At 40.7% G+C, this 24,100-nt stretch carries 22 protein-coding genes; 10 read left to right on the top strand and 12 right to left on the bottom strand.

Going from position 1 to position 24,100, the window contains the following annotated elements; all coding sequences use genetic code 11:
• Positions 1 to 77: 77 nt before the first annotated feature.
• Together MN869_RS08515 and lpxO are read right to left on the bottom strand one after the other, a co-directional pair.
• Positions 78 to 491, bottom strand: a complete 414-nt coding sequence (locus MN869_RS08515; protein WP_243307092.1) for a PH domain-containing protein — start codon at positions 489 to 491, stop codon at positions 78 to 80.
• Positions 492 to 582: 91 nt separating this feature from the next.
• Complete coding sequence (gene lpxO, locus MN869_RS08510; RefSeq protein ID WP_004802281.1) at positions 583 to 1,497, bottom strand: lipid A hydroxylase LpxO; 915 nt, start codon at positions 1,495 to 1,497, stop codon at positions 583 to 585.
• 394 nt (positions 1,498 to 1,891) lie between these two features.
• Between lpxO and fadB the strand changes: the two genes are divergently transcribed.
• The 3 genes from fadB to MN869_RS08495 all read left to right on the top strand — a co-directional run bounded on the left by fadB (position 1,892) and on the right by MN869_RS08495 (position 6,022).
• A complete protein-coding gene (fadB, locus tag MN869_RS08505) occupies positions 1,892 to 4,045 on the top strand; it encodes a fatty acid oxidation complex subunit alpha FadB (protein WP_243307090.1) in 2,154 nt (717 codons plus the stop codon).
• Between the two features lie 12 nt (positions 4,046 to 4,057).
• Positions 4,058 to 5,230, top strand: coding sequence for an acetyl-CoA C-acyltransferase FadA (gene fadA, locus MN869_RS08500; RefSeq protein WP_243307081.1), 1,173 nt, complete (start codon positions 4,058 to 4,060; stop codon positions 5,228 to 5,230).
• Positions 5,231 to 5,398: 168 nt separating this feature from the next.
• Entirely contained in the window at positions 5,399 to 6,022 is a 624-nt protein-coding gene (locus MN869_RS08495) for a PH domain-containing protein (RefSeq protein WP_243307079.1), read from the top strand.
• 51 nt (positions 6,023 to 6,073) lie between these two features.
• Here MN869_RS08495 and MN869_RS08490 read toward each other — a convergent pair whose 3' ends face one another.
• The gene (locus MN869_RS08490) at positions 6,074 to 6,580 is read right to left on the bottom strand and encodes a hypothetical protein (protein ID WP_243307077.1); all 507 of its coding nucleotides are present in this window, start codon (positions 6,578 to 6,580) and stop codon (positions 6,074 to 6,076) included.
• 243 nt (positions 6,581 to 6,823) lie between these two features.
• Between MN869_RS08490 and MN869_RS08485 the strand changes: the two genes are divergently transcribed.
• Both MN869_RS08485 and MN869_RS08480 read left to right on the top strand, forming a co-directional pair.
• Entirely contained in the window at positions 6,824 to 7,540 is a 717-nt protein-coding gene (locus MN869_RS08485; protein ID WP_243307075.1) for a hypothetical protein, read from the top strand.
• Between the two features lie 81 nt (positions 7,541 to 7,621).
• Positions 7,622 to 8,320: a hypothetical protein gene (locus MN869_RS08480; protein ID WP_243307066.1), complete on the top strand. Its 699-nt coding sequence runs from the start codon at positions 7,622 to 7,624 to the stop codon at positions 8,318 to 8,320.
• Between the two features lie 40 nt (positions 8,321 to 8,360).
• Here the strand turns inward: MN869_RS08480 and MN869_RS08475 are convergent, their stop codons facing one another.
• On the bottom strand, positions 8,361 to 10,166 hold the full coding sequence (locus MN869_RS08475) for an ABC transporter ATP-binding protein (protein WP_243307058.1): 1,806 nt from the start codon (positions 10,164 to 10,166) through the stop codon (positions 8,361 to 8,363).
• 56 nt (positions 10,167 to 10,222) lie between these two features.
• Complete coding sequence (locus tag MN869_RS08470) at positions 10,223 to 10,972, bottom strand: hypothetical protein (RefSeq protein WP_243307056.1); 750 nt, start codon at positions 10,970 to 10,972, stop codon at positions 10,223 to 10,225.
• 178 nt (positions 10,973 to 11,150) lie between these two features.
• On the opposite strand from MN869_RS08470, the gene MN869_RS08465 reads away from it, so the two are divergent.
• From MN869_RS08465 to MN869_RS08450, 4 genes are all read left to right on the top strand, one after another.
• On the top strand, positions 11,151 to 11,846 hold the full coding sequence (locus MN869_RS08465; protein ID WP_243307047.1) for a DsbA family oxidoreductase: 696 nt from the start codon (positions 11,151 to 11,153) through the stop codon (positions 11,844 to 11,846).
• A 591-nt stretch (positions 11,847 to 12,437) separates the two neighbouring features.
• Positions 12,438 to 13,859 carry a hypothetical protein gene (locus MN869_RS08460; protein ID WP_243307045.1) on the top strand — a complete coding sequence of 474 codons (1,422 nt, stop codon included), beginning with the start codon at positions 12,438 to 12,440 and terminating at the stop codon, positions 13,857 to 13,859.
• A gap of 226 nt (positions 13,860 to 14,085) precedes the next feature.
• Complete coding sequence (locus tag MN869_RS08455) at positions 14,086 to 15,204, top strand: hypothetical protein (protein ID WP_243307042.1); 1,119 nt, start codon at positions 14,086 to 14,088, stop codon at positions 15,202 to 15,204.
• A 134-nt stretch (positions 15,205 to 15,338) separates the two neighbouring features.
• A complete protein-coding gene (locus MN869_RS08450) occupies positions 15,339 to 16,235 on the top strand; it encodes a selenocysteine synthase (RefSeq protein ID WP_243307039.1) in 897 nt (298 codons plus the stop codon).
• A 92-nt stretch (positions 16,236 to 16,327) separates the two neighbouring features.
• On the opposite strand, the gene htpG is transcribed toward MN869_RS08450, so the two are convergent.
• The 5 genes from htpG to MN869_RS08425 form a co-directional block, all read right to left on the bottom strand.
• Positions 16,328 to 18,247 (bottom strand): molecular chaperone HtpG, encoded by a 1,920-nt coding sequence (gene htpG / locus MN869_RS08445; protein ID WP_243307038.1) that lies wholly within the window; start codon positions 18,245 to 18,247, stop codon positions 16,328 to 16,330.
• A 114-nt stretch (positions 18,248 to 18,361) separates the two neighbouring features.
• Entirely contained in the window at positions 18,362 to 18,712 is a 351-nt protein-coding gene (locus MN869_RS08440) for a hypothetical protein (protein ID WP_243307244.1), read from the bottom strand.
• Between the two features lie 136 nt (positions 18,713 to 18,848).
• Positions 18,849 to 19,433, bottom strand: coding sequence for an OmpW family outer membrane protein (locus MN869_RS08435; protein WP_243307036.1), 585 nt, complete (start codon positions 19,431 to 19,433; stop codon positions 18,849 to 18,851).
• A gap of 419 nt (positions 19,434 to 19,852) precedes the next feature.
• Positions 19,853 to 21,274: a Na+/H+ antiporter family protein gene (locus MN869_RS08430; RefSeq protein ID WP_243307034.1), complete on the bottom strand. Its 1,422-nt coding sequence runs from the start codon at positions 21,272 to 21,274 to the stop codon at positions 19,853 to 19,855.
• A 121-nt stretch (positions 21,275 to 21,395) separates the two neighbouring features.
• The gene (locus MN869_RS08425) at positions 21,396 to 22,271 is read right to left on the bottom strand and encodes an alpha/beta fold hydrolase (RefSeq protein WP_243307032.1); all 876 of its coding nucleotides are present in this window, start codon (positions 22,269 to 22,271) and stop codon (positions 21,396 to 21,398) included.
• A 112-nt stretch (positions 22,272 to 22,383) separates the two neighbouring features.
• Between MN869_RS08425 and MN869_RS08420 the strand changes: the two genes are divergently transcribed.
• The gene (locus MN869_RS08420) at positions 22,384 to 22,869 is read left to right on the top strand and encodes a DUF4442 domain-containing protein (protein ID WP_243307243.1); all 486 of its coding nucleotides are present in this window, start codon (positions 22,384 to 22,386) and stop codon (positions 22,867 to 22,869) included.
• 62 nt (positions 22,870 to 22,931) lie between these two features.
• Here MN869_RS08420 and MN869_RS08415 read toward each other — a convergent pair whose 3' ends face one another.
• Complete coding sequence (locus MN869_RS08415) at positions 22,932 to 23,291, bottom strand: YMGG-like glycine zipper-containing protein (RefSeq protein ID WP_004802240.1); 360 nt, start codon at positions 23,289 to 23,291, stop codon at positions 22,932 to 22,934.
• A gap of 384 nt (positions 23,292 to 23,675) precedes the next feature.
• Positions 23,676 to 24,041 (bottom strand): DNA transfer protein p32, encoded by a 366-nt coding sequence (locus tag MN869_RS08410; protein ID WP_241334155.1) that lies wholly within the window; start codon positions 24,039 to 24,041, stop codon positions 23,676 to 23,678.
• Between the last annotated feature and the right edge of the window lie 59 nt (positions 24,042 to 24,100).

Here is a 24,100-nt window from a genome sequence, read left to right as displayed (position 1 = left end):
ATGTGATGTTTGCCCAATTTTTTTCAAGCCTTAAATGTGAATATCATGTAAGCGCCAAGTTTATAAGTGATTTAATGCTACGAAAGGGTTTGATTTAAGGCCTTACAAAAAGCTTGCTTATTCTTAGGTGACACCAGAATATGACTAACAACACCATCTTTCTGATAATCAATACGTAAACGATCTAAGGATAAAGCAGGAGATGAAATTAAATTATGGCTCGTGGAGATTTTAGTAATATCTGACTGATTGATCTGCCATTTAAATAGCATTGAATGAATCGTTAAGTGTTGTTCGGTCACCAGATAGCGGGTATTGAAAATTGGCCACCATAATAATGCAATGGTCAGAAAATATAGGACGGCATGTTCAGGATACTCCTGCATGGTGCCTTTCACATACATCGTCCATAAAAATTGCAGTAACAAGCCTGTTGTTGCAATCACGATCCCCCAGAACCACCAATCAATTTTAGAACGAAACGTTTGCATAGATTTTCAAAGTGAATTGTTATGAATTAAAAATATTCTAAGCCAAATTCCATAAAAAAAACGCCCTTTCGGGCGTTCATATTATTCAAACTTAAAATACATAAGGACGAATAAAAATGAGGAAGAATAGGCCGAGCATGATGAACCACTTCAAAAAGTAATACAGGGAACGGTTCGATTTCTTCAAAGCTTTGGCTTTAATACGAATCTGATAAATATAACCAAATGCTTTGTTTAAACCACCTGTTTGGTCACCCGCTTCATTGGGTGAACTCGCAGCCGTCATCACACTTTTACCAAACCAGTGATTAAATTTCTCCATAAAGCGGGTCTTTAATGGACGCTCTACATCTGCGAAGAAAATAATGCGGTTTTGGTCTGTGGTATTTTCAGCATAATGGATATAAGTTTCATCAAAAACTACACTCTCACCATCACGCCAAGAATAGCGCTCACCATCAACATCGATAAAGCAGCGATCATCATTCGGTGTGATTAAACCTAAGTGATAACGTAATGAACCTGCATACGGGTCACGGTGACGAACCAAACGACTATCTGGTGCCAGCTCAGTAAACATTGCTGCTTTAATCGTTGGCAATGTCTTTAACAAAGCTGTTGTTTTTGGACAAAGTTCGGCCGCTGATGGATGTGCCGAGTCGTACCATTTCAGATAGAATCGCTTCCAACCTGTTTTAAAGAATGAGTTAAAGCCCAAGTCATCATAGCTACTTGAAGCTTTAATACCACCTTTGTCGTACAACGCTTTAGCTTCATCACGAATCATTTCCCAATTTTCATCCAGAACTTTTAGATCCTGAAAATGCTGGGTGTCGATATACGGCTGATTCGGCACTTTAGAAAACATGTACATTAAAAAGTTAATGGGTGCGAGAATCGTAGAATGGTCAAAAAACTGACGATAAAACGAATGCTTTACTTTACCACGGCGCTGAATATACAAAGCCGAAATGATAAAAATCGCTAATATGATCCACTTAATCATAGATTACTCTATCTTCTTAGCTGAAAACCAAATGCCAATTTGATAACCAAATCTCAAAATCGCACTCAAAACAAGCTGGCTATTCTAGCAAATTTGTCCACTTAAATACCAATTTGCTTTACCTAAATCGGACAAAAGCGCTTTTCAGTTTTCCCATCACAATCAAAGAGTAAACATTCTATTTTTCCCAAAAAATTTATTTTTATTCATGCTTTAGCAATTCAAGTCTAAGCTTACAATAAATTGATGACCCTAGCGTCACGGCTTGATACAACTTGTTATGTCCTTTTTGGATATAGTTATCGTAAGATTAGCGAAGCATTTTTTGTGTGCTGAACTGCACATACGCTTTATGACATCCACTCAGAATCCTCCACAACAAGGGAGATCAGGCATGATCCACGCTGGCAATGCCATTACCGTCCAAATGCTTGCGGACGGAATTGCAGAATTCCGCTTTGACTTACAAGGTGAGTCGGTTAATAAATTTAACCGTGCAACCATCGAAGACTTCCAAGCAGCGATTGCTGCAGTGAAAGCCAATAACGATATTAAAGGCTTAGTTGTTACCTCTGGCAAATCAACTTTCATCGTTGGTGCTGATATCACTGAATTTGGCGATAACTTCGCTGCGGGTGAGCAAGCGATTGTTGATTGGCTTATGCCTGTACATGATGTCTTCAACAGCTTTGAAGATTTAGATCTACCTAAAGTTGCTGCAATCAATGGTACAGCACTTGGTGGTGGTTTTGAAATGTGCTTGGTGTGTGACTATCGTGTGATGTCAGAACAAGCGCAAGTTGGCTTACCAGAAATCAAACTCGGTATCTATCCTGGTTTTGGTGGTAGCGTACGTTTAAGCCGTGTTATTGGTATCGACAATGCCGTTGAATGGATGGCAATGGCGAATCCTAAAAAACCAGCTGCTGCACTAAAAGATGGTGCGGTAGACGCGGTTGTTGCTGCTGACAAACTTCAAGAAGCTGCTGTTGATTTAGTTAAACAGGCGCTTGCTGGTCGTTTGAACTGGAAAGCAAAGCGTCAAGAAAAATTAGATGCGATTAAATTGAACCCGCTTGAACAAATGATGGCGTTCAATACGGCGAAAGGTGCGGTCCTTGCAAAAGCAAATCCTGCACAATACCCTGCTCCAAAGCTATTGCTTGATTCTTTACAAGCAGGTGCAAGCTTAACACGTGATGAAGCATTAAAAGCTGAAGCACAAGGTTTTGCAAAAGCGGCAATTACACCACAAGCGGGTGCATTGATTGGTTTATTCATCAATGACCAAGTGGTGAAGAAAACTGCGAAAAAATATGAGAAAGGTGCTCATCCTGTTAACCAAGCAGCTGTATTAGGTGCTGGTATCATGGGTGGTGGTATTGCTTACCAAGCGGCAAGCAAAGGCACACCAATCATCATGAAAGACATTGGTAACCCACAACTTGCATTGGGTATGACAGAAGCAAATGGCTTGCTGACCAAGCAAGTTGAACGCAAGAAAATGAAACCTGCACAAATGGGTGAAACACTTGCTCGCATCCGTCCAACTTTAAGCTATGACGAGTTTAAAGAAGTGGATATCGTGATCGAAGCCGTGACTGAAAATCCAAAAGTAAAAGAAATCGTACTTGCTGATACTGAAAAACATGTTCGTGAAAACACGATCATTGCATCTAACACCTCTACGATTTCAATTACTCGTTTAGCGAAAGCATTACAACGCCCTGAAAACTTCGTGGGTATGCACTTCTTTAACCCAGTACACATGATGCCATTGGTTGAAGTGATTCGTGGTGAGAAGACTTCTGAAGAAGCAATCGCAACAACTGTGGTACTTGCTCAAAAAATGGGTAAAACACCAATCGTTGTTAACGACTGCCCTGGTTTCTTGGTTAACCGCGTATTGTTCCCTTACTTTGGTGCATTCGACCTGCTTGTAAAAGATGGTGCAGATTTCCAACAAGTGGACAATGTGATGGCGAAATTCGGCTGGCCGATGGGTCCTGCATACTTGATCGATGTTGTTGGTATCGATACAGGTGTTCATGGTGCAGAAGTGATGGCAGAAGGTTTCCCTGACCGTATGAAGCCAGACTACAAAGGTTCGATCGAAGCGATGTATGAAGCAAAACGTCTTGGTCAAAAGAATGACGTTGGTTTCTACAAATACGTGTTAGACAAGAAAGGTAAGAAAGCGAAAACTGTTGATCCAACAGCATACGAAATTATTGCACCGTTCGTGACTGGTGAAAAACGCGAGTTTGACAACCAAGAAATCATCGACCGTATGATGCTTGCTTTCTGTAACGAAACTGTTCGTTGCCTAGAAGACAACATCGTTGCTACTGCGTCTGAAGCAGATATGGCGATGATCATGGGTGTAGGTTTCCCTCCATTCCGTGGTGGTCCATGCCGTTACATCGACCAAACAGGTGTTGCTGAATACGTTGCGCTTTGCGACAAATATGCACACTTAGGTAAGGCTTATGAAGCGCCACAAATGTTGCGTGACATGGCTGCTAACAACACAAAATTCTACGGTTAAGGAGCGACGTGAATGGCTACTTTAAATCCACGTGACGTTGTGATTGTTGATGGCGTTCGTTCTGCCATGGGCAAATCACGTAACGGTATGTTCCGCAATGTACGTGCCGACAGTTTATCTGCTGAATTAGTACGTGCACTTGTTGCTCGTAACCAGTTTGATACCAACGAAGTTGAAGATGTAATTTGGGGCTGTGTCAACCAAACTTTAGAGCAAGGGATGAACATTGCTCGTAATATTGGTTTATTGGCTGACATTCCAAAAACTGCTGGCGGTCAAACAGTAAACCGTCTTTGTGGTTCTTCAATGCAAGCAATCCACACGGCTGCTGCACAGATTGCCACCAACCAAGGTGATGTATTCATCATTGGTGGTGTTGAGCACATGGGCCACGTTGGTATGATGCACGGCATCGACCTGAACCCAGAAGCATCTAAACACTATGCCAAAGCATCGAACATGATGGGCTTAACCGCTGAAATGTTAGGTCGTATGAATGGTATTACACGTGATGAACAAGATGCATTCGGTGTTGAATCTCACCGTCGTGCTTGGGCTGCAACACAAGAAGGTCGTTTTAAGAACGAAATCGTTGGTGTTGAAGGTCATGATGCTAATGGCTTCAAAATCCTTTGCGACATCGACGAAGTCATTCGTGCTGATGCCAACCTTGAAGCATTCAAAGCATTGAAACCAGTGTTTGATCCTAAAGGTGGTTCAGTCACAGCAGCAACGTCTTCTGCGCTTTCTGACGGCGCATCTGCAATGTTGCTGATGTCTGCTGAACGTGCTCAAGCATTGGGTTTAAAACCACGTGCTGTGATTCGTTCAATGGCGATTGCGGGTTGTGATGCTGCAATCATGGGTTATGGTCCAGTACCTGCAACTCAAAAAGCGCTGAAACGTGCGGGTTTAACCATGGCGGATATCCAAACCATCGAGTTAAACGAAGCATTTGCTGCTCAAGGCTTATCAGTGATGAAAGGCCTAGGCGTTTATGACAAACAAGACATCATCAACTTGAATGGTGGCGCGATTGCATTGGGTCACCCATTGGGCTGTTCTGGTGCGCGTATCACAACAACCTTGTTGAACGTGATGGAACAACAAGATACACAAATCGGTCTTGCGACCATGTGTATCGGTCTTGGTCAAGGTATCGCGACCATTATCGAACGTGTTTAATCGACACTGAGATAAACGAAAAATCCCCGTGCTAAGCGGGGATTTTTTTATGTGATAGAAATTCGTTTCATCGTTGTATCAAATTCTTAAAATACAAATGCCCACTGTAGACAGAACAATACACGGCAAATTATGATCGCAGTTCCAACAAATAATAAGGTTCTAACAATGTTTAAAAATATGGCAGCCGATCTAATGGGAACCAGTGATATCGGTAAGATTATTGAACCTCAAGATTATGATAAAACGGATATTGATGACTATATTTTCCATGAAGACAATGAAAAAATCTTCTTCCTCATCAAAGCAAAAACAGATGAATATTGCTTTACCAACACGGCATTTATCCACCTTGATGGTACCAGTGCGGTGAGTAAGAAAAGAACCCTCAATCGTTATCCTTATAAACACTACCAAATTAGCCGCGTACTGCTTGAAACCGCCGGAACCATTGATCGCGATGTCGAGATCAAATTCCAATTGGGTGGTGCGGCTTATTCAATTGATATTGAGAAAGCACAAATCGAAAAAGTACGCGACTTATATAAAGCCTTGTTTAGTATTGGCGAAACATGTAAAGAAATCGAGCGCCAATACACCACATTGGTTCAAACCCAGCAAGCCGTAAACAGTATGTTCTCGCTGCGTGAACTGCCAGAACAGGTATTATTGAATTTACCAGATATTATTTCGCAGACTACTCTTCAGGTTGAGAACAAATTTACCGAGCGACGTAAACAAATTGAAGACTATGATTTTTCGACTATTTTTGAACGCTATCTGAAGCAATAATAAAAAATCCCCGCATATTGCGGGGATTTTTAATTTATTCAATCAGATAATTTAATATGGCTGTTTAAAGCCTCTTAACCCATCTTGAATTTGCTGCTGTAATCTCAAAATATCATCGGCATTCAACTTAATCGTACCATTACGAATTCCATCAATATTATTTCGATTAATATTTAATGGTTCTAGCATTTTAAAAATGCCATTGGTTGGGTCCGAAGACTGTAAACCAGAAGCAACCGCTAAAATATATTGTTGTAATACTGGTGAAAATTGAGACAGATCAGGCTGTGCTGCCATAGGTTGGTAATTCACCACCAGTGGACTTTCACTTACACCTGCATTCTGCATATCATTGTGAATTTTATAGACACGATGCTGCAGTGCTTGGCGGACTTGCTTATCCTCCTGGTAAGGCACAAATCCCACTTCTTCACGCAATTCAGATTCAGCCATCACACGAATGGTCGGCAAAGAGGTCACTTCATCATTTGCCTGTACGACAGGTATGCCCATAAAAGCCAATATAGTGATCAGGGCGGATCGTTTTAGAAAATTCATCGTTTGCTCCAAACATCCCTCATCCATAAGAAGATAATGAGTTAAATAAAAGCAGTTATCTAATAGGCTACAACAAAGTGTGATTTGATTCAGTAGAGGTCAGATAAACGGTAAAGATCATCCAAATCTGGATTCAGCCCATAGAATATTTTACCAGTCAGACAAATTTAAGCGTGTAGTTCATATTCCCTAGATTTTTGTTTATAGTGGTTTTTCTCGTCCAACCAGTTCCTAAAAGAAAGAATGAATTTTAAAATATTGAATCATAAAATGTTCATTTGCTGTTTATTATCTGGATTAGTTCTTACAGGCTGTTCAAGTAACCGAGTCATTGGTGAAACTACACGGGATTTATTTACAAAATATGAATCTGGTCATCAATGGACAACATTCATCGAAGATGATGTGATTGCCTTTGGTAAACCCGCTATTGCCCTGCCCAATGAACCGATAGATAGCATTATCATTGCAGGAAAACAATATAGCTATGTGATTAACAAAGGCGGAGCCGAATTTGTGCAATTGCTTAACCAGCTTAATCCTCAGTATATTCAGATCAGTCGTGATTTAGATTTTATTGCACCCGCTCCCGATAGCAATCGTTTTAGAGGCCAATTTAGATTTACTTATACTCCACCAAATGGAAATTTCAGTGAAAAAGAGCAAGCTCTATTTAAGCAATATGGTGTTGCTCCCTGTGACTGTATCGATACGCAAAAACCACATAGCTTTGAACTCGGTCTTGAAGGCACTGTTTATCCTGTGGTGAGTAACCTTAAATCACTACAACCACTCTCCAAGCCTTACCGAGTTAAAATTCAATATCTTGACTATAAAAGTGCTAAAGTTCAGTTATCGACTAAAGAAAAACTGGCTCATTTACCGCTGCTTCCCTTTACTTTAACGCTTGATGCAATTGTCTTGCCTTCTAAAGTTCTGGGTATTATTTATCAGCCTTAATAGGATCATTCCTCAGCATAAAATGATGACAAATCAAATCGAAGACATAGATCTAAGCTTTAAAATATAAGGAATACATGGATGTTTACATCACAAACAAAGTCAGTAATTGCACTAGCAACAATAGCCGCACTCTCTACTGGTTGTGCCACCTCAACCCTGATCAAGAAAGACAATCGAAGCTATACTCGAACCACAAAAGTAACTTTGATTGAAGACAATGTGGTGGCTTTTGGCCGACCTGCACAAAATGCTACCAACTTGCCTAAAGACAGCATCGTGATTGCAGGCCAACAAAAAAGTTATATCCTCACTCAGGGCGGGACTCAGTTCGTTACTCTGATCAGTAAGCTTGATCCTAAAAATATTCAAATCACCCGTGATCTCAATTTCTATTCCGAAAAAAATGATGGTCATTTTTCAGGTACTTTGCCGCTTTCTTATGTGAAACTCAAAGAAGACTTAAGCAAGAAAGACCTTGAGTTTTTTATTGAAAATGGTGCCAAAGAATGTTCTTCATCAAGTGATGAGCGTATGCAGGCACAACGCTTCTGTTTTGATCTTAAATTGAAAGGCGTGGTCTATCCAGTAGCAAACAATCTCAGCTCGTTAAAGGCGTTAAGTAAACCCTATCAAGTCACCATTTATACTCAGAAAGAGGAAAGTTATAAATCCAAATCAGGGCTGAATCCTTTAGAAAAACTGGTGCTTTTGCCTTTTGCAGTCGCAATTGATGTGGTGAGCCTGCCATTCCAAGCCGCAGACAAAATTTTTGACTAGTCGTCAGCTAAACCATTTCAAATCGCATGATGAAGAGCGGCTAACTATGGGTTTCCTCTTCATCATCTCCCTCAAAAGTCTTGGAAATTTTTTCGATATTGAGACTCTTGGCCATCGCATCAAAGATATCTTTATACACCCCTTGTTGCTGATAAAGCTGATGGTGCTCACCATGTTCCACGATCCTGCCATCCTGCATCACATAGGTATAATCGGCATCAATAATCTGTGACAAGCTATGTGAAATGATAATCACCGTCCGCCCCTGCTTGATCTCATCCAGACTATGCTTGATCTGTTCGGTTGCAATCGCATCCAGACTTGCTGTCGGCTCATCCAGAAAAATAATCGGTGGGTTTTTCAGGAACATGCGGGCAATCGCAATACGCTGTTGCTGTCCACCAGAGAGTAATAACGCATCGGATTGATAGGCCAATGGTAATTTGAGAATCTGCTCATGAATCGAGGCTTTCTTCGCAGCCTGAATGATTTCATCCTGAGTCGCATCCATCTTGCCATAACGGATATTTTCCTCAATCGTACCCTGAAAAATATGATTCTTTTGCAGAACTAAACCAATATGATCACGTAGATACTGGGTGTCAATTTCCGTTAACGAAGAGCCATTCAGTAGAATCTCACCAGACTGTGGTAAATAGAATTTGTCCAGCAAGCTGATCAACGTTGATTTACCCGCACCAGACAAGCCCACCAAGGCCGTGATTTTATTGGGTTGTATGGTGAGATTGATATCTTTCAGCGCATGGAAACCATTCGGATAGAAGAAGTTCACCTGCTTGAGTTCAAACTTGCCTGTCAGGGGTTGTGGTTTCAGCTGCCCAGAGGTTTCTATTTCATTATCGGCTTCTAAAATTTTGAAAAAGCTTTCCGCATAAATCATCGCATCATTTACCTCATCATAGATACGATGTAAGGAGCGAATCGGTGCTGAGACATTATTAAAGAGCAAGATATGGAACATGATCATGCCAATGCTCATATCACCAACCAGAACAAAATAAGCCGTTAGAATGATAATAAACACGACACCGATCTGTTCAATGAAGGTTTTTAAGCCATCAAACAGAAAACTGAGTTGGCGGGTTCGCATCTGGTCATCGGTCAGTTGTTTTTGCAAGGTCAGCTGTTTTTCCGCCTCAATTTGCTCACGGTTAAATGACTTAATCACCGTGATCGACTGAATGATACTTAAAGTACCTTGGCTTTTACGCTCCCGACCATCACGTAAATTACGTCGTGTGCCACTAAGTTTCTGCGCCTGCTTAAAGGTAATCCAGAAATAAATTGGTACAATACTCAACGCCACCAAACCAATCCAAAAATTGGCATAGAACATCAGACACAGGGCGATAATGGCACTACTAAACAAGGGAAAAATATCAATAAAGAAGATTTGTACCAATCGGGTAATCGAACCAATTCCCCGATCAATCCGAGTCTGTAATTTTCCTGCTTGGTTATCATCTTGGGTAAAAAAGGCCAGACGGTATTGTAGAAACTTCACGATGATCGACTGAGCCACATCTTGTGAAATCAAAATTCGTAATTTCTCGCCAAAAAACTTTTGTCCAAACTGAAGAAAAATATTCAGCACTTCTTTGCTCAATAAAATCACACTGATGGTGAGCAGAATATGCCAGCCTGCATTTAAGCCCTGACCTGACTCAACCACCGCATTGATCTGATCGACTGCATATTGCAAGGTCAGCGCATTCACTTGTGCGGTTAATGCGCCAATCAAGGTCAGCACTAAAGTGACTGCAACCAGCCACTTATAGGGGAGCACAAATGGTTTTACTTTATGAAACAGCTGCCATAAATTCATAGTGTTGAGGTCTACCTCTTCGATGTCTACGCTGAAAACTACCTGATCGATCTTAATTACAGTTCTTCTTCTAAAACCTCAGCATTATTCTGTTTAATCTTCTCCATCTTGGCATTCAGCTTTAGCACATCTTGATAAAGTGTGTTGAATTTTTTCACTTGAGCCGTCTCGCGGAACAAGATCATTTTATCCTTCCTCTGCCACTGATATTTCTTCAGCATATCGAACATGGCCTGTGCTTTTTCAATGATTTGCTGCTCGATTGGGAAAATATCATGCGCTTTATCTGCTTTCAGATTATTCTCCAATTTGGCTTGAAGCGAACTTCTCATTTCATTCTGGATCGCCAGACTTTTTGCCTGCTGCATAGAACTGGTCTGGATTTGTTGCCGTGCCTGCTCATATTCAGCGGATGCTTTACGCACCTGCACAAACATCTGCTCCGTGTCCTTATAGTTCTGCTTACGGTCCTGATCCAGACGCTCAACATCTAAAAAGGTATCCCAATTGGCGGCTTTGAGCTCACGTAAATAGTGATTACGCGCTTCTACATTTTGCATCCAGTAGTTCAGTAGAAACTCAGACATCAATTTATAATCGCCAGATAATCGATCATCATGAATATCCAGTTGCACAGGCGTCGACCAGTCTTGTGCCTGATCATAAAGTTCACGCATTTTCTCAGACATAACCACCTCAAACATCTGCTGATTATTGATGGCACGCTGTTTCAGGCTATGCTGATAAAAGAAAAATGAACCAATACAAAGGACTACAACAGTCACAAAGATTAAAAAACGGCGCATATTGCCTCCAAGTATCATTATATTTTTTTATGTTCTGGATCTGAGTTTAATTGATAAAACACATGCAGTTATAGTCCTTTTTATTTCACTTGTCGTAACGGAGCATTACATTTTCATCGCTTTAAATTCTACACGTTCGCCCCTATTATCTATTTAACGAGAATTGAAGAGATCCACCATGCGTGTAGATATTTGGTCAGATGTGGTCTGTCCGTTTTGTTATATCGGTAAAAAACGTCTTGAACATGTGGCTGAAGAAGCTGGTATTGAATTAGACATTCACTGGCATAGCTTTGAACTGGATCCAAATGCACCTGCAAAACACGACACCTCAAATACTGAACGCTTAGCCAAAAAGTATGGTCGTAGTTATGCTGAAATGGAAGAAATGGAACGTAATGTTGCAGCCATGGCCGCAGTAGAAGGTATCGACTTTCAATGGCAGAAAGCCAATTCAGGCAATAGCTTCAATGCACACCGCATTATTCACCTTGCACAAAGTAAGGGTTTAGGAAATGAAGCGAAAGAAGCATTCTTCCATGCTTATATGACCGAAGGTCTGGCGATTGGTGAGCGTGAAGTGGTTGAAGAAATTGCCTCACGTATCGGTCTAGACAATGCCGAAGTGGAATATGTACTGGACTCGGATGAACTTGCAGATTTTGTGCGTCATGATGAGCAAATTGCCCATGAACAACTCAAAGTGACTGGCGTACCATTCTTTGTCTTTGATCAAAAACTGGCACTTTCAGGTGCTCAACCTCGTGAGATTTTCTTACAGGCGATGCAGCAAGCACAGTCAGAATCAACTGAAGAAATTGAGCAAACCGATGCAGCTCAATGTCATGATGATCAATGCGAAATTAAGCATTAAGCTGGATTAATCCTAAAACCGTTTTCACCTCTGTATGAAAGCGGTTTTTTAATCTTTAAATTTTCATATTCCCCTTTGGTTTCAGTCTTTTATCTTTGAATAAATACCGTTTATCGACAGTCATGATTATTTCAATAATGACATATTTTCATTTGCTGAGCTTTTCACCAATAGATATGTGAAAGTGATCACAACTCATCCATAAATTTATAGATAATTTTTTATCTTATGATCTATTTATTCGATTCATTATTTTAAAATGTTTTTATTTTCAAAGAGAAACCATGATCTATATCTCGATTTAGAATACGTAAATGAGATTTTATACTAACTTGACCGCTATAGATTTTACCTCCTTTTCTTCTATAATCGTCATAAAGTGACAATCTTTTGTGATGAAAATGTTGTGTGGCGATCTCTTTTAACACAGGTCAAATTACAAATAGATCCGAAGATCAAAGCACTTGTCACACGTATAAGACAGCATACTTTATCGACTATAACTGATTACAACCTGTTTGAAATTGCTGTCACTTTGTCCTAATTCATGATTTAAAAACAGGCTCAAGCCTATCTCTAAGGAAACAATCGATGGACGTATTAGAGAAAGCACTCTTGGTTGATGAGCTCAAAACCCTCGTCGACGGGCTGAATGATGATAAAACATCACTTTTTGAAATTGCGAAGTCAAAACAACGCATCAAAGACATTTGCGCATCTTGCGACGATCCTCACTTTCAGGATCAGCTCAGCCCATTTAAAGAATTTATTCTGAATGAAGAATTCTCTGCCGATGACTTAGCGCTTTATGGCTACACCTTGACTTACCGCGGTACTTATAACTTTATGGGACGCGTAGAAAATGCCTTGTTTGCTTCGGCAGATATGGGCTGGGCCGCATTACGTCAAGCACAGCATTGGCAAGTTTGGGTGATTCGCCCTGCACTCTCATTCCTGAAAAGCCCTTGGCTCAACTCATCTAAAGATGCCTTACAATGGTTACAGCACCATGCCAATGAGTATGTTAAAACAGACGACGAATTACAGAATTTAATCCCAATATTAGACCCCATTCAAGCTGATGATGCTGAAAAAGCTGCAAATAAAGATAGCCTATCTATTATTAAGGAACAAACAGCTCAGTTTCAGTCGCAACTCAATGCCATTATTCAAGAAAAAATTCAACCGGCTCAGATCACACCTTCTGCTCAAGCCACAGCACGTGTCAAACCAAGTTTTAGACAAAGTCCTGTTGCTTCTGCACATCTTAACAAAGCCAAACCATTGGCATTGAATGATTTTAGTTTAGATGGCTTACTCTGTAGATTGGAGCGGATTGATGCACGCACCTTTCCATCGCTATATCGGGTCGATCTGCATAACGAGATCGATCAGAATATAAAAATTGATTGGCTCTATCTCAAAGCTGAGAATGAAGCACAACCACTTTGGGGATCAGCACAAATTTTTATTGCTGAGCAACTTTATGCACAAGGCCAATTTTCACATTACGTGGTCTTGGTCGGGACGCATAGTGTTGAATATGCAACCACGATTTTACAGGCCTATACCGATCAACGTCATACTCGAACCAGTTCTATTCATCAAACGAGCTGGAATAATTTTAAACAACATTATCATCAACATGAGACCTTGTTTAATGAATGCATCATGAATGGCACTTTGGTCTGGCAGCGTGATCAACGTGTCTATCCATATATTCCGGCATCCTTTATTAACATACAGAAATTCATTCCCTTTGATGAAACTGCTGCGACCTTCTTTACGCCGGTGATTTTGCTACGAGAGCGACAAAAAATACGTGTCATCCATGGCTTAGAACGTGTGAAGCTGTCCAATGAAGATCAAGCCTATCCATATCTATTACTCGATCGTACCGATGGCTATACATGGCAATTGATTCGTCAAGTCATTAGCCGTTTACCGCAACCCATTTCGGTACATGACCTGTATCAGGCACTCGAAAATAGCGCTCTGCCTGAATCATCTTAAATCAGGCAGAGCTATACTTTTTAATTCAGGCAGTCTTATGCTGTAACTCGACTATTGGCTGTTTTTTCCAAAAGGATTTGGATCAGCTAGTCTACTTTTATTTCACTAAGCCCTTATGATTTCTAGCATTTTTATACAGCTAAATTGCTGTTTTTTGTTTCTAATACTTGATTTTATTGCCTTAATCATCAAAAGTTAACATAAGAACAATATATAAGTCTTTATTATGAATAATTTACAGCAAATGGTGCCATCGCGTATCTTTTTTGCTTTGCTCACACTGTCAATTGGCTCTTTAAGTGTTGCAAATGCAGAAACCAATGCTCAAAAGCAGCAGACCCAAACTGCAGCAGATAATGCTGAAAATGCCCTAGACTATATTCCACGCTGGGTCGATGCCACGCCAACGATCTTTCCCGCGCAATCCAATCAATCCACGGTCCCAGCGACTGCCGAAACTGAAGACAAAACTTGGGCGGATAAAAAGCAACGCAGCATCCGCGAGTGGGCGGATCGTACTTCAGTCAAAATTGATGATTGGTTTGGTGATGTCGATCCTGAAAATCCGGCCTCAGCCACCATTCGGGTGATGCTAGATAACTACTGGAATGAGCATGATGGTTATGAAGTTAAGCCACGTATTCGCGGTAAAATTAAATTACCAACCTTAGAGAAAAAAGTCAGCGTGGTATTTGGGGATGACTCTTTAGACGATGAGTTTAAAAATAATGTTGCCAATACCAATAACCAGCCCAATTCGGATCCGGATAAAAAGTTTGACTCCAAACAAACTAGAGACAGTAACGGCTCCTTAGCCTTACGTTGGTCAAATTTTTCCAAGAAGCTGCCTTTTGAAACCGATGCTGACCTTGGTATTCGTTCAGGCAGCGATATTTATGCCCGCCTAAGAGCGGAAAAACATTGGGATCTACGCAATGATTTCCGCTTTAATGCAGAACAAATTTATCGCTATGGCAGCAAAAGTGAAAATTATCTGCGCACCAATTTAGAGTTGATCCACGCGCGTCCAAATCAACCCTTTATCTCCAATCAGTTCAGTTTGACCTACGCGGACAAGCAGGATGATGATCTATGGTGGGATAACCGTCTTTTCCGTCAACACCAGTTCTTTGCGCATAACAACTTCAATTATGGCATCTATACCGGTGGCTACTACAACAAAGATGAACTCCGTTTAAACAGTTGGGGACCTTTTGTGTCCTGGCGACAACCGCTTTGGCGTGAATGGTTCTATGTACAAGGCGATCTGAATTATTTTAATGATCATCGAGAAGACCGTAATCATTTTGTGAGTACATTCGTTCGGCTTGAGACTTTATTCTAGTACTGAAATGATCTGTCATCATGCCCAGTTGGAATTCCGATTGGGCATTTTTATTTAAAAAAATTAAGTTCAGTAAATAAATGATTAAGCTTAAACTGCTATGCTTGTTTTCTTTTATTTTTCTTCACTTTAACATGGATCAACGATACGCTCTGGCTGTGTATTTATTGATTGTAGGCAATCTTTGCCTCGGTGAGCTACTTACACCCTTCTTTCCAATGTTCTTACCGCTCAGCAGGCATTTCACCCGTGCATCACATGTATTTTTAGATCAAAAGACTTGGCATCCTCATACTCAAAAACAAGCTAAAAAAACGCTTACTTGTGATGCTGCAACAGAAAGACCTGAAGATCAACTCAGTGATGCACAACTAAGCCAGGAATTGATGGCCGTTTTTGGTGAAGACTCGTTATGGCAACGTGCACAACAGCCTCCACTCCTAAAAAAGCTTGGTAAAACCAGCAAGCACCCATCGCATAAAAATATCAATACGCCCAATCCCGTCAGCGCGAGCTGGAGTACGATTTCAAGTTGGTTACCCTTTAACAATGATCTGGACTTAGGTTCGAACTCCAATACTGATATTTATGTGCAATTTCTTGCCAAGAAGCAATGGGACTTACATTCAGGACTGAATCTGGATACGGCACAGATCTTTCGTTATGGCTCAAGCAGTAAAAACTATGCCGAAACCAATCTAAATTTAACCCAGAAGTTTCAGCAACAAGCACTATTTTCGACTCAATTCAATCTGTCGAAGACCCAAGATGAAGACTACACTTGGCGTAATCGGACTTTCCAAAAATTGCATTTGCTCTCCAAAGATAACCTCAGCTATGGCATTGTCAGTGAAGGTGATTATGAAAAGAAAGAACTTCGCGTCAATCAATGGGGTCCTTATTTTTCTTGGAAACGTCCGATTTGGCGTAACTGGTTATATATGCAAAATGATCTGAACTATTTAAATGTTCCTGCCGATAAACAGGACAATCATTTCAGCTATCAAATGAGCTTTGAAGCGCACTTCTGATGAAAATAGCAACACCACTGTGGATAACTTTAAAGTTATCCATACACACAAAAAACCTCCGCCTAAGCAGAGGTTTTTTGTGATCAAAACAATTATTTCAATAACAAGCTATTAATACGTTTAACATAAGCTGCTGGATCTTCTGGTAAGCCACCTTCTGCAATTACAGCCTGATCAAAGATCACATTGGCCAAATCATCAAACTGCGCTGAGTTCTCTAATTTTTTCACCAACGGATGCTCAGGATTGATTTCCAAAGTAGGCTTAATTTCAGGAACAGCTTGCCCTGCTTGTTTCAACATACGAATCAGCTGTGGTGAAAGCTCCCCTTCACTGGTGACTAAGCATGCAGGAGAATCCACCAAACGCGTGGTCACACGAACTTCTTTGGTTTTGTCTTTTAACGATGTACTTAAACGATCCACCACAGGCTTAAACTGTTCAGCTGCTTGCTCTAAGGCCTTTTTCTCTTCAGCATCTTGTAGATCACCAAGATCGACTGCACCTTTAGACACGTTCTGCAATGGCGTACCATCGAACTCAAATACAAAGTTCATGGCCCACTCGTCAACACGGTCCGCCATCAGTAACACTTCAATGCCTTTTTTCTTGAACACTTCAAGTTGTGGCGAATTTTTCGCAGCCGTTAAATTATCCGCAGTCACGTAATAAATCGCTTTCTGCCCTTCTTTCATGCGTGACTTATAATCAGCAAAAGAAGTACTGATCTCATCATGATTTGAAGTTGCATAACGCAATAATTTTAAGATACGTTCACGATTGCCCGTGTCTTCACCTAAGCCTTCTTTCAATACTGAGCCAAATTCAGTGTAGAAGGTTTTAAATTTCTCTTGGTCTTTCTCATCTTCCGATTTTGCTAAACCATCCAGTAAGGTCAATACACGGCGCGCATTACCTTCACGAATGGTTTTCACATCACGGCTTTCTTGTAAAAGTTCACGGCTGACGTTCAGCGGTAAATCCGCACTGTCAACTACACCTTGAACAAAACGTAAATAATTTGGAATCAGGTTATCAGCTTCATCCAAGATAAATACGCGTTTTACATACAGCTTGATGCCTGCTTTTGCTTCGCGAGTAAATAAATCCTGTTTGGCCTGACTTGGAATATACAGTAACTGGGTATATTCGGTGCTACCTTCAACACGATTATGTGCCCACGCCAAAGGTTCTGCAAAATCGTGGCTCAGGTTTTTATAAAACTCGATGTATTGCTCATCAGTGATTTCATTCTTGTTACGCGTCCATAACGCACTGGCAGAGTTAATCGCTTCCCATTCATCCGTCTTGACCATTTGACCGCCTTTCGGTTCTTCACCTTCAGCGACCTCTTCCTCTTGCCACACTTCTTTTTGCATTTCGATTGGCAAGCTGATGTGGTCAGAATATTTATTGATGATTTGTTTAACTTTCCACGACTCTAAATAATCCAGTGCATCATCACGTAAATGCAAGATGATGTCAGTACCACGCGTTGCTTTCTCAATCGTTTGAACTTCAAACTCACCAGTACCACCACTGATCCAACGCACAGCTTCAGCTGCATCCAGCCCTGCACGACGCGATTCAACGGTAATTTTATCGGCAACAATAAAACCTGAGTAGAAACCAACACCAAACTGACCAATCAACTGGGCATCTGACTTTTGGTCACCGGTCAGCTTAGACATAAAGTCTTTGGTACCTGACTTTGCAATGGTCCCTAAGTTATCAATGGCTTCTTGCTGGCTCAGACCAATCCCGTTATCTGAAATCGTTAAAGTTTTAGGGTCTTTATCTAAAGTTACGCGAACACGTAAGTCTGGATCATTTTCATAATATTCAGGGTGATTAATTCCTTCAAAACGTAACTTATCGCAAGCATCTGATGCATTTGAAATCAATTCACGTAAGAAAATTTCAGGGTTGGAATACAGTGAATGGGTCACTAAATGCAATAACTGAGCAACCTCAGCTTGGAAACTATAATTCTGTGCGACTTGCTCACTCATAAATCACTCCTTATCTGTGCTTATATCTTTGGAATGATTTATGAATGGTGCATATCTTGGATTTTTCAATCCTTGATGCTTATTTTTAAGCTAAAAATCGCACAAAAGTTACAATTAGAATGGGCCTTGGCTCAAGACGCGTGTTTGTAGAAGCTGATCTAACTGTTGCTGTCTTTGTGCATAAGCACGCTTCAGACAAGGGCTATTGGCAGCACAGGAATTACGTTGTTTTAGCCATTTAAATTGTTGATCTTTCTCTGCATCACGCCCACCCATAGGTAAAGCATGCAGAATAATTTGGTAGGTCGTCGCGAGTTTGACATCGGCATCATTTAAACTGCGGTCATTGCAGATCTGCTGCTCAGCTTTTAGCTTGGCAGCCTGACAAGAGAAACTGGCTGCCTGAGCTTGGGACAAAAAGAATAAGGGTGTCAGTAATAATGCTGTCGTTATCAATTTTTTCATCATGAATCATTCACTTTTATTTAAGCTTATGTCTCAGCATACAAAACTCAAGTGTTGAAGCCTGTATCGGTTTTATATTCAAATTGCAAAAATAAAAAACCTCACACAAGGTGAGGTTCTTCAATCATTCACTGACTTAGAATTTGTAGCTATAGCCTAATGTATACACCACTGGATTGAGATCTAAATCAAATTTAGTACCATCCACCAATGTCACTTCTGGGCTAATATCTGCATAACGTACATCGACATAAACACCCCAGTTTTTAGCATCTGCAGGTTGGAAGTTAAAACCCAACTGACCAGCAAAACCAAATGCTTCTTTCACATCTTTCGCTACACCCTTTTCATTCCAAGGGATGAAGGCTGTGCCACCCACACCGATATAAGGTGTAAAACGAGTTGAATTTTTGAAATTATATTTTGCTGTAATCGTAGGTGGTAATTGACGAACACTAGCAACTTTTTCACCATTTAATAATACGTCATGGTTAATTGGAGTTGCTAATAATAATTCTGCTGAGAACGGTGTTTCACCAAAAAAATATTCAACTGACGGTGTAAATGCAAACTCATCATCACCTTTAACCGTTGCGCCTGGGGCCAACGTTGTATCCGCAGTCGGGTTAATAACACTCGCACCCACTTTAACTTGAAAACCCCCTGCAAATGCAGTTGAAGATAACCCCAATAATGCAACAACCAATACTTTCTTTAACATTTAAACAACCTCTTTAACAATTTATGTTCTTGTTCAACATAATAAACACGGGTTTTTACATTATGCAATACTTATTAATTCCGACCTTTTAAATCTATTTTGTAATATATTGAATATTAATAAAATATAATTGTTAAAATATGTAAAAATCATTAATTCAGACTATTTCAATCAAGTTAAATCACTATAAAACCTAGCATTTTTATCGGGATAAGGTATTCCAAAATATCAAATAAAGTTTTTAGAAAAATTCATTTTAGGTGAATTTAAAAATATAATTACGCAAAACTTAATATTAAAAACACATTATAAAATTAGATTAAAAAAGAGACAAAAAATGTCAAATACTGATTATTTTTATATTTTAACACTAAAAAATATATAAGCATAAAAAATGGCTCTTAACGAGCCATTTTTCATTATAAAATCATTGCGGCAATCCAGCCAAAAATAAGCAATGGGATATTAAAATGTATAAAAGTCGGCACAACCGTATCCCAAATGTGATCATGTTGACCATCTACACCTAAACCAGCTGTAGGTCCTAAGGTCGAATCAGATGCAGGTGAACCCGCATCACCCAATGCCGCAGCAGTACCAATTAAAGCAATCGTTGCCAATGGTGAGAAGCCGAACTGTACGCACAAAGGGACATAAATCACCGCCAGTACAGGCACACTTGAAAATGATGAACCAATACCAATCGTCACGAACAAGCCTATAAAGAGCATTAGGAACGCGGCTAATGCATGGTTATCTCCGATGATATGCACCACGCCATTGACCAGATGCGTGATATCGCCTGTATGGGTCATCACTGAGGCAAAACCTGCTGCAGAGATCATGATAAAGCCCACTAGCGCCATCATACGCATCCCTTGTACAAATACGTCATCAGCATCTTGCCATTTAAAAATCCCAGAAGCAGATAACACAGCAAAGCCGACTAAGCCACCGAGGATCATCGAACCCGAATACAACTGTGCAACCAGAGTTAAACCGATCGCCAGTATAGCCATAAACATGGTTTTTTTGGAGATATACGGTACATTCTCAGCTTCTTGTTTGAGTTCTTCAGCATCAGCTTTAAGATCATATTCTGCTTGGGTAGTCACTTTCAGTGGCTTATCTAGGTCAATGGTTTTGACTGGCGTAATTGAACGATCAACATAAATACGCGGCTTACGATAGCTAATAAATACCGCCACCAAAGTACCAATCACCATCCCTAAGACTGGAATCGCCATACCGATTGGCATCATGCCCCGTTCCACATGCAAGCCGTAAGTTGCGCCAATCTTGTTGATATTGCCCATCAGAATCTGTTCAAGGAAGATCGCGCCGAAACCAACAGGCAGGAAAATATAGGTTCCCACCAAACCCAAGGTCATCACACATGCTGCCGCACGTCGATCCAGCTTTAAATGATTCATCACTTTTAATAAAGGTGGAACCAAGACTGGAATAAACGCGATATGCACAGGAATCAGGTTTTGAGAAAAGATTGCAGCAATCAGCAGAATGGTTAATAACAGATATTTCACCTTTTTCTGTTGATTTTTACCTGCTTCCATCCCCAATAAACCAATCAGTTTATGCGCCAGTAAATCTGGCAATCCAGACTTTGAAAGTGCCAATGCAAATGCACCTAATACCGCATAAGCCAAAGCAACTTCAGCACCATCGCCCAAGCCAGCATTAAATGCTTCTACAGTTTGAGAAAGACTTAGACCAGCGACCAAGCCTCCAATAATGGCTGAAATCACCAAAGTGAGAACAACAGAAACTCGTGCCAGTGACAAGATAAACATCACGGCAATCGCAATTACGACAGCATTCATGAACAAATTCAGGAGCAAAGAAAAGGCGATATTCTAGCAGATTCATAATCATGAAGCTGAAAATATCGCCGAATTGTGCTGCATCTCAAGTGATTTTTAGCTTAATAAATCCACTAAAGCATTAAGCAGCTTGGCGTTGCACGAATTGACGGATCAGTTCAGCAATTTTTTCTGGCTGACTCAATACAGCCCAATGGTTGGCATCAAGTTCAACATATTCAAATTTTTCCACCCATTTTGGCATCGATTCCGTAATGTACTCTGGACTCACAAAAGCATCACGCTGTAATACGATCGCTTGTACAGGGCATTGCGCATAGCGTTGACGTGGTTGAGTCAATGAAGGAATAAAATTGGCGCGATACAGGTTAATACCGTATTTACCATCCGCCACAATATTGGCATTCAGAGGTAAATCTTTCTTCTTTTCCAAACCACTCAAAATCTTGCCCCATTTCTCAGGGCTAAAGAATGTCCATACCGTTGGTGCAACGAAAGGTAAATGGAAAGCACCGATATACCAAGATTTGGTCAGCATTTTTAATACATTGCTTGGTGCTGATTTAAATTTTTCACGCAGATACAAAGAAGCATGATCTAAACAAGGACCTGAAATCGTCGTATAAGATAATAAGCGACCTTTTAATTTTGGTTCAGTCGCAGATTCCCAAGATTGTAACGAGCCCCAATCGTGCGCTGCCATATGAAAGTTACGGCCTGGGATCACAGCATCAACCACTTCTTGAAGGTCCAATGACAAACGTGGCAGACGATAATCTTTGATGCGTTTAGGAATCGAAGACAGACCTGCTCCACGCACATCATAAGTCACCACATAGTATTCATTGACCAGGTTTTCAATGATCGGCTCCCAAACTTCCTGATTATCTGGATAACCATGTACTAAAACCAAAGGCGTTTTTTTCTCATCTCCCCATGTTTTGACACATAATGTTTGCTGATCCGATGTTGTGACTGTTTTGACTTGTGCTTGCATAATTTTTCCCATTTTGTTTTCTATCGGCTGTTCATAAAACAGCCATTGCCAGCGATGCAATAAAAATGATACTTATGGAGTATGAATAGAGTTGCAAGAAAAAAAATTGACCATGAAAGACTTTTTCAAAAAAATTCGAACCATTCCCGCGATATCCAAATTTATGCTGAATCATTACTCACCTTATCGCGGTGCAGGTATTGAGATTGAAACCATTGATCTGGATGATTATTACATCCGGGTCAAAATGCCACTGACTCGACGTAATCGAAATATTGTCGGGACACATTTTGGCGGTAGTCTATATTCGATGGTCGATCCCTTTTATATGCTGATTCTGATTCATCATTTAGGGCATAAATATATTGTCTGGGATAAAAGTGCCACCATTAATTTTCTCTCACCGGGGCGTAATACAGTGTATGCTGAGATTAAATTAGGTCGCGATGAAATCATTGAAATCAAGAAGTTGGCTGAGAACCATGAGCCGGTTCTACGCCATTACACATTAAATATTGTGGATGATGCAGGAACACGAATCGCAGAAGTCGAAAAGGTGCTTTATATCCGTCGTAAAAAACCCAAAGCCAGTGCTTAGCTCCATTCACATAAAAATGCCTGCAATCATTTGCAGGCATTTTTGAATCTGATGATCAGAAATTATCTCTTTTTCTCTTGGATTGCGGCACCAGCACCACCACCAATTGCACCACCAATTGCAGCGCCTGAGTCACCACCAAAGATTGCTTTACCCACCACAGAACCTATACCAGCACCAATCGCGCTACTGGTGGTAGAGCTACTATTCGCGCCTTTCGCATTGGCACCAACACCCGCACCCGCAGCGGCACCAACACCCGCACCTAATCCACCACCAACATGGTTACCTAGACCGCCACCGACAGCACCACCAAGGGCTGCTGTACCAATACGCTGGTCAGCGGCACTCATATTTTGACAGCCCGTGAACATTACCGCCGATAACACTAAAGTTGAAACTAAACCAATTGTTTTTTTCATGACTATACTCACTTCTATACGTTCTATAGAAAAGCATAATCTTCTTTTATGGGAAATTTGATCACATTGTGTTATCGCTATGTCCCAATCGATTGATATTTTGTAAAGGTAGATGGTCGGCTCCAGCCAATTAAAGCGGCTTAGCACTGGGAAATACATAAAAGTAGAAATAATTTGGATATACTGAATTAAAAATTTGGTGTATTCAGAATGCTTAAAAAATAGCAAATAGACTAGATAAATACTAAATATTTCTGCTTAAAGCTCTCTCAGCAATCTTAGTTTCATCACTGAGAGAGGCGCTTTTAAAATGACAGCGATAGAAATAACCTGATTTAAATCGTTAAATCGGCAGCACTGTCATCAGCAAGTTTAAGCTCAGGCTTAGTATTTGCCTTTTTTCTCACCATAAGCAGATCCAGCACTACCACCCAGTGCGCCGCCTACCGCAGCACCAGAGTCACCACCCAATACTGCACCACCAATCACCGCACCTAAGCCAGCACCGATCGCACTGTTTCTGGTATTTTTACTATTTGAGCCTTTGGCATTCGCAGCAACACCCGCGCCAATTGCAGCACCAAGACCTGCGCCCAAATTACCGCCAACGTGCTTACCTACCGCACCGCCTGCACCACCACCAATTGCAGCAGAACCAATACGTTTGCTTTCTGGACTCGCATTCTGGCAACCCACAAAAAGCGTGCTTGACATTAAAGCAACGCCTGCAACCATCATCATTTTTTTCATTCGTACTACTCCTCTCTCAGATGTGCATAGGATAGTATTGTTTAATGAACTGTTTACTT

Source organism: Acinetobacter sp. NIPH1876, from assembly GCF_022808535.1.
In the GTDB taxonomy this organism is placed as follows: Bacteria; Pseudomonadota; Gammaproteobacteria; order Pseudomonadales; family Moraxellaceae; genus Acinetobacter; species Acinetobacter higginsii.
This window is presented reverse-complemented; position numbering and strand designations above follow the sequence as displayed.

Coding starts and splice junctions, on each gene's coding strand:
- MN869_RS08515 (WP_243307092.1), bottom strand. CDS start 491: ATGCAAACGTTTCGTTCTAAAATTGATTGGTGGTTCTGGGGGATCGTG.
- lpxO (WP_004802281.1), bottom strand. CDS start 1,497: ATGATTAAGTGGATCATATTAGCGATTTTTATCATTTCGGCTTTGTAT.
- fadB (WP_243307090.1), top strand. CDS start 1,892: ATGATCCACGCTGGCAATGCCATTACCGTCCAAATGCTTGCGGACGGA.
- fadA (WP_243307081.1), top strand. CDS start 4,058: ATGGCTACTTTAAATCCACGTGACGTTGTGATTGTTGATGGCGTTCGT.
- MN869_RS08495 (WP_243307079.1), top strand. CDS start 5,399: ATGTTTAAAAATATGGCAGCCGATCTAATGGGAACCAGTGATATCGGT.
- MN869_RS08490 (WP_243307077.1), bottom strand. CDS start 6,580: ATGAATTTTCTAAAACGATCCGCCCTGATCACTATATTGGCTTTTATG.
- MN869_RS08485 (WP_243307075.1), top strand. CDS start 6,824: ATGAATTTTAAAATATTGAATCATAAAATGTTCATTTGCTGTTTATTA.
- MN869_RS08480 (WP_243307066.1), top strand. CDS start 7,622: ATGTTTACATCACAAACAAAGTCAGTAATTGCACTAGCAACAATAGCC.
- MN869_RS08475 (WP_243307058.1), bottom strand. CDS start 10,166: ATGAATTTATGGCAGCTGTTTCATAAAGTAAAACCATTTGTGCTCCCC.
- MN869_RS08470 (WP_243307056.1), bottom strand. CDS start 10,972: ATGCGCCGTTTTTTAATCTTTGTGACTGTTGTAGTCCTTTGTATTGGT.
- MN869_RS08465 (WP_243307047.1), top strand. CDS start 11,151: ATGCGTGTAGATATTTGGTCAGATGTGGTCTGTCCGTTTTGTTATATC.
- MN869_RS08460 (WP_243307045.1), top strand. CDS start 12,438: ATGGACGTATTAGAGAAAGCACTCTTGGTTGATGAGCTCAAAACCCTC.
- MN869_RS08455 (WP_243307042.1), top strand. CDS start 14,086: ATGAATAATTTACAGCAAATGGTGCCATCGCGTATCTTTTTTGCTTTG.
- MN869_RS08450 (WP_243307039.1), top strand. CDS start 15,339: ATGGATCAACGATACGCTCTGGCTGTGTATTTATTGATTGTAGGCAAT.
- htpG (WP_243307038.1), bottom strand. CDS start 18,247: ATGAGTGAGCAAGTCGCACAGAATTATAGTTTCCAAGCTGAGGTTGCT.
- MN869_RS08440 (WP_243307244.1), bottom strand. CDS start 18,712: ATGAAAAAATTGATAACGACAGCATTATTACTGACACCCTTATTCTTT.
- MN869_RS08435 (WP_243307036.1), bottom strand. CDS start 19,433: ATGTTAAAGAAAGTATTGGTTGTTGCATTATTGGGGTTATCTTCAACT.
- MN869_RS08430 (WP_243307034.1), bottom strand. CDS start 21,274: ATGAATGCTGTCGTAATTGCGATTGCCGTGATGTTTATCTTGTCACTG.
- MN869_RS08425 (WP_243307032.1), bottom strand. CDS start 22,271: ATGCAAGCACAAGTCAAAACAGTCACAACATCGGATCAGCAAACATTA.
- MN869_RS08420 (WP_243307243.1), top strand. CDS start 22,384: ATGAAAGACTTTTTCAAAAAAATTCGAACCATTCCCGCGATATCCAAA.
- MN869_RS08415 (WP_004802240.1), bottom strand. CDS start 23,291: ATGAAAAAAACAATTGGTTTAGTTTCAACTTTAGTGTTATCGGCGGTA.
- MN869_RS08410 (WP_241334155.1), bottom strand. CDS start 24,041: ATGAAAAAAATGATGATGGTTGCAGGCGTTGCTTTAATGTCAAGCACG.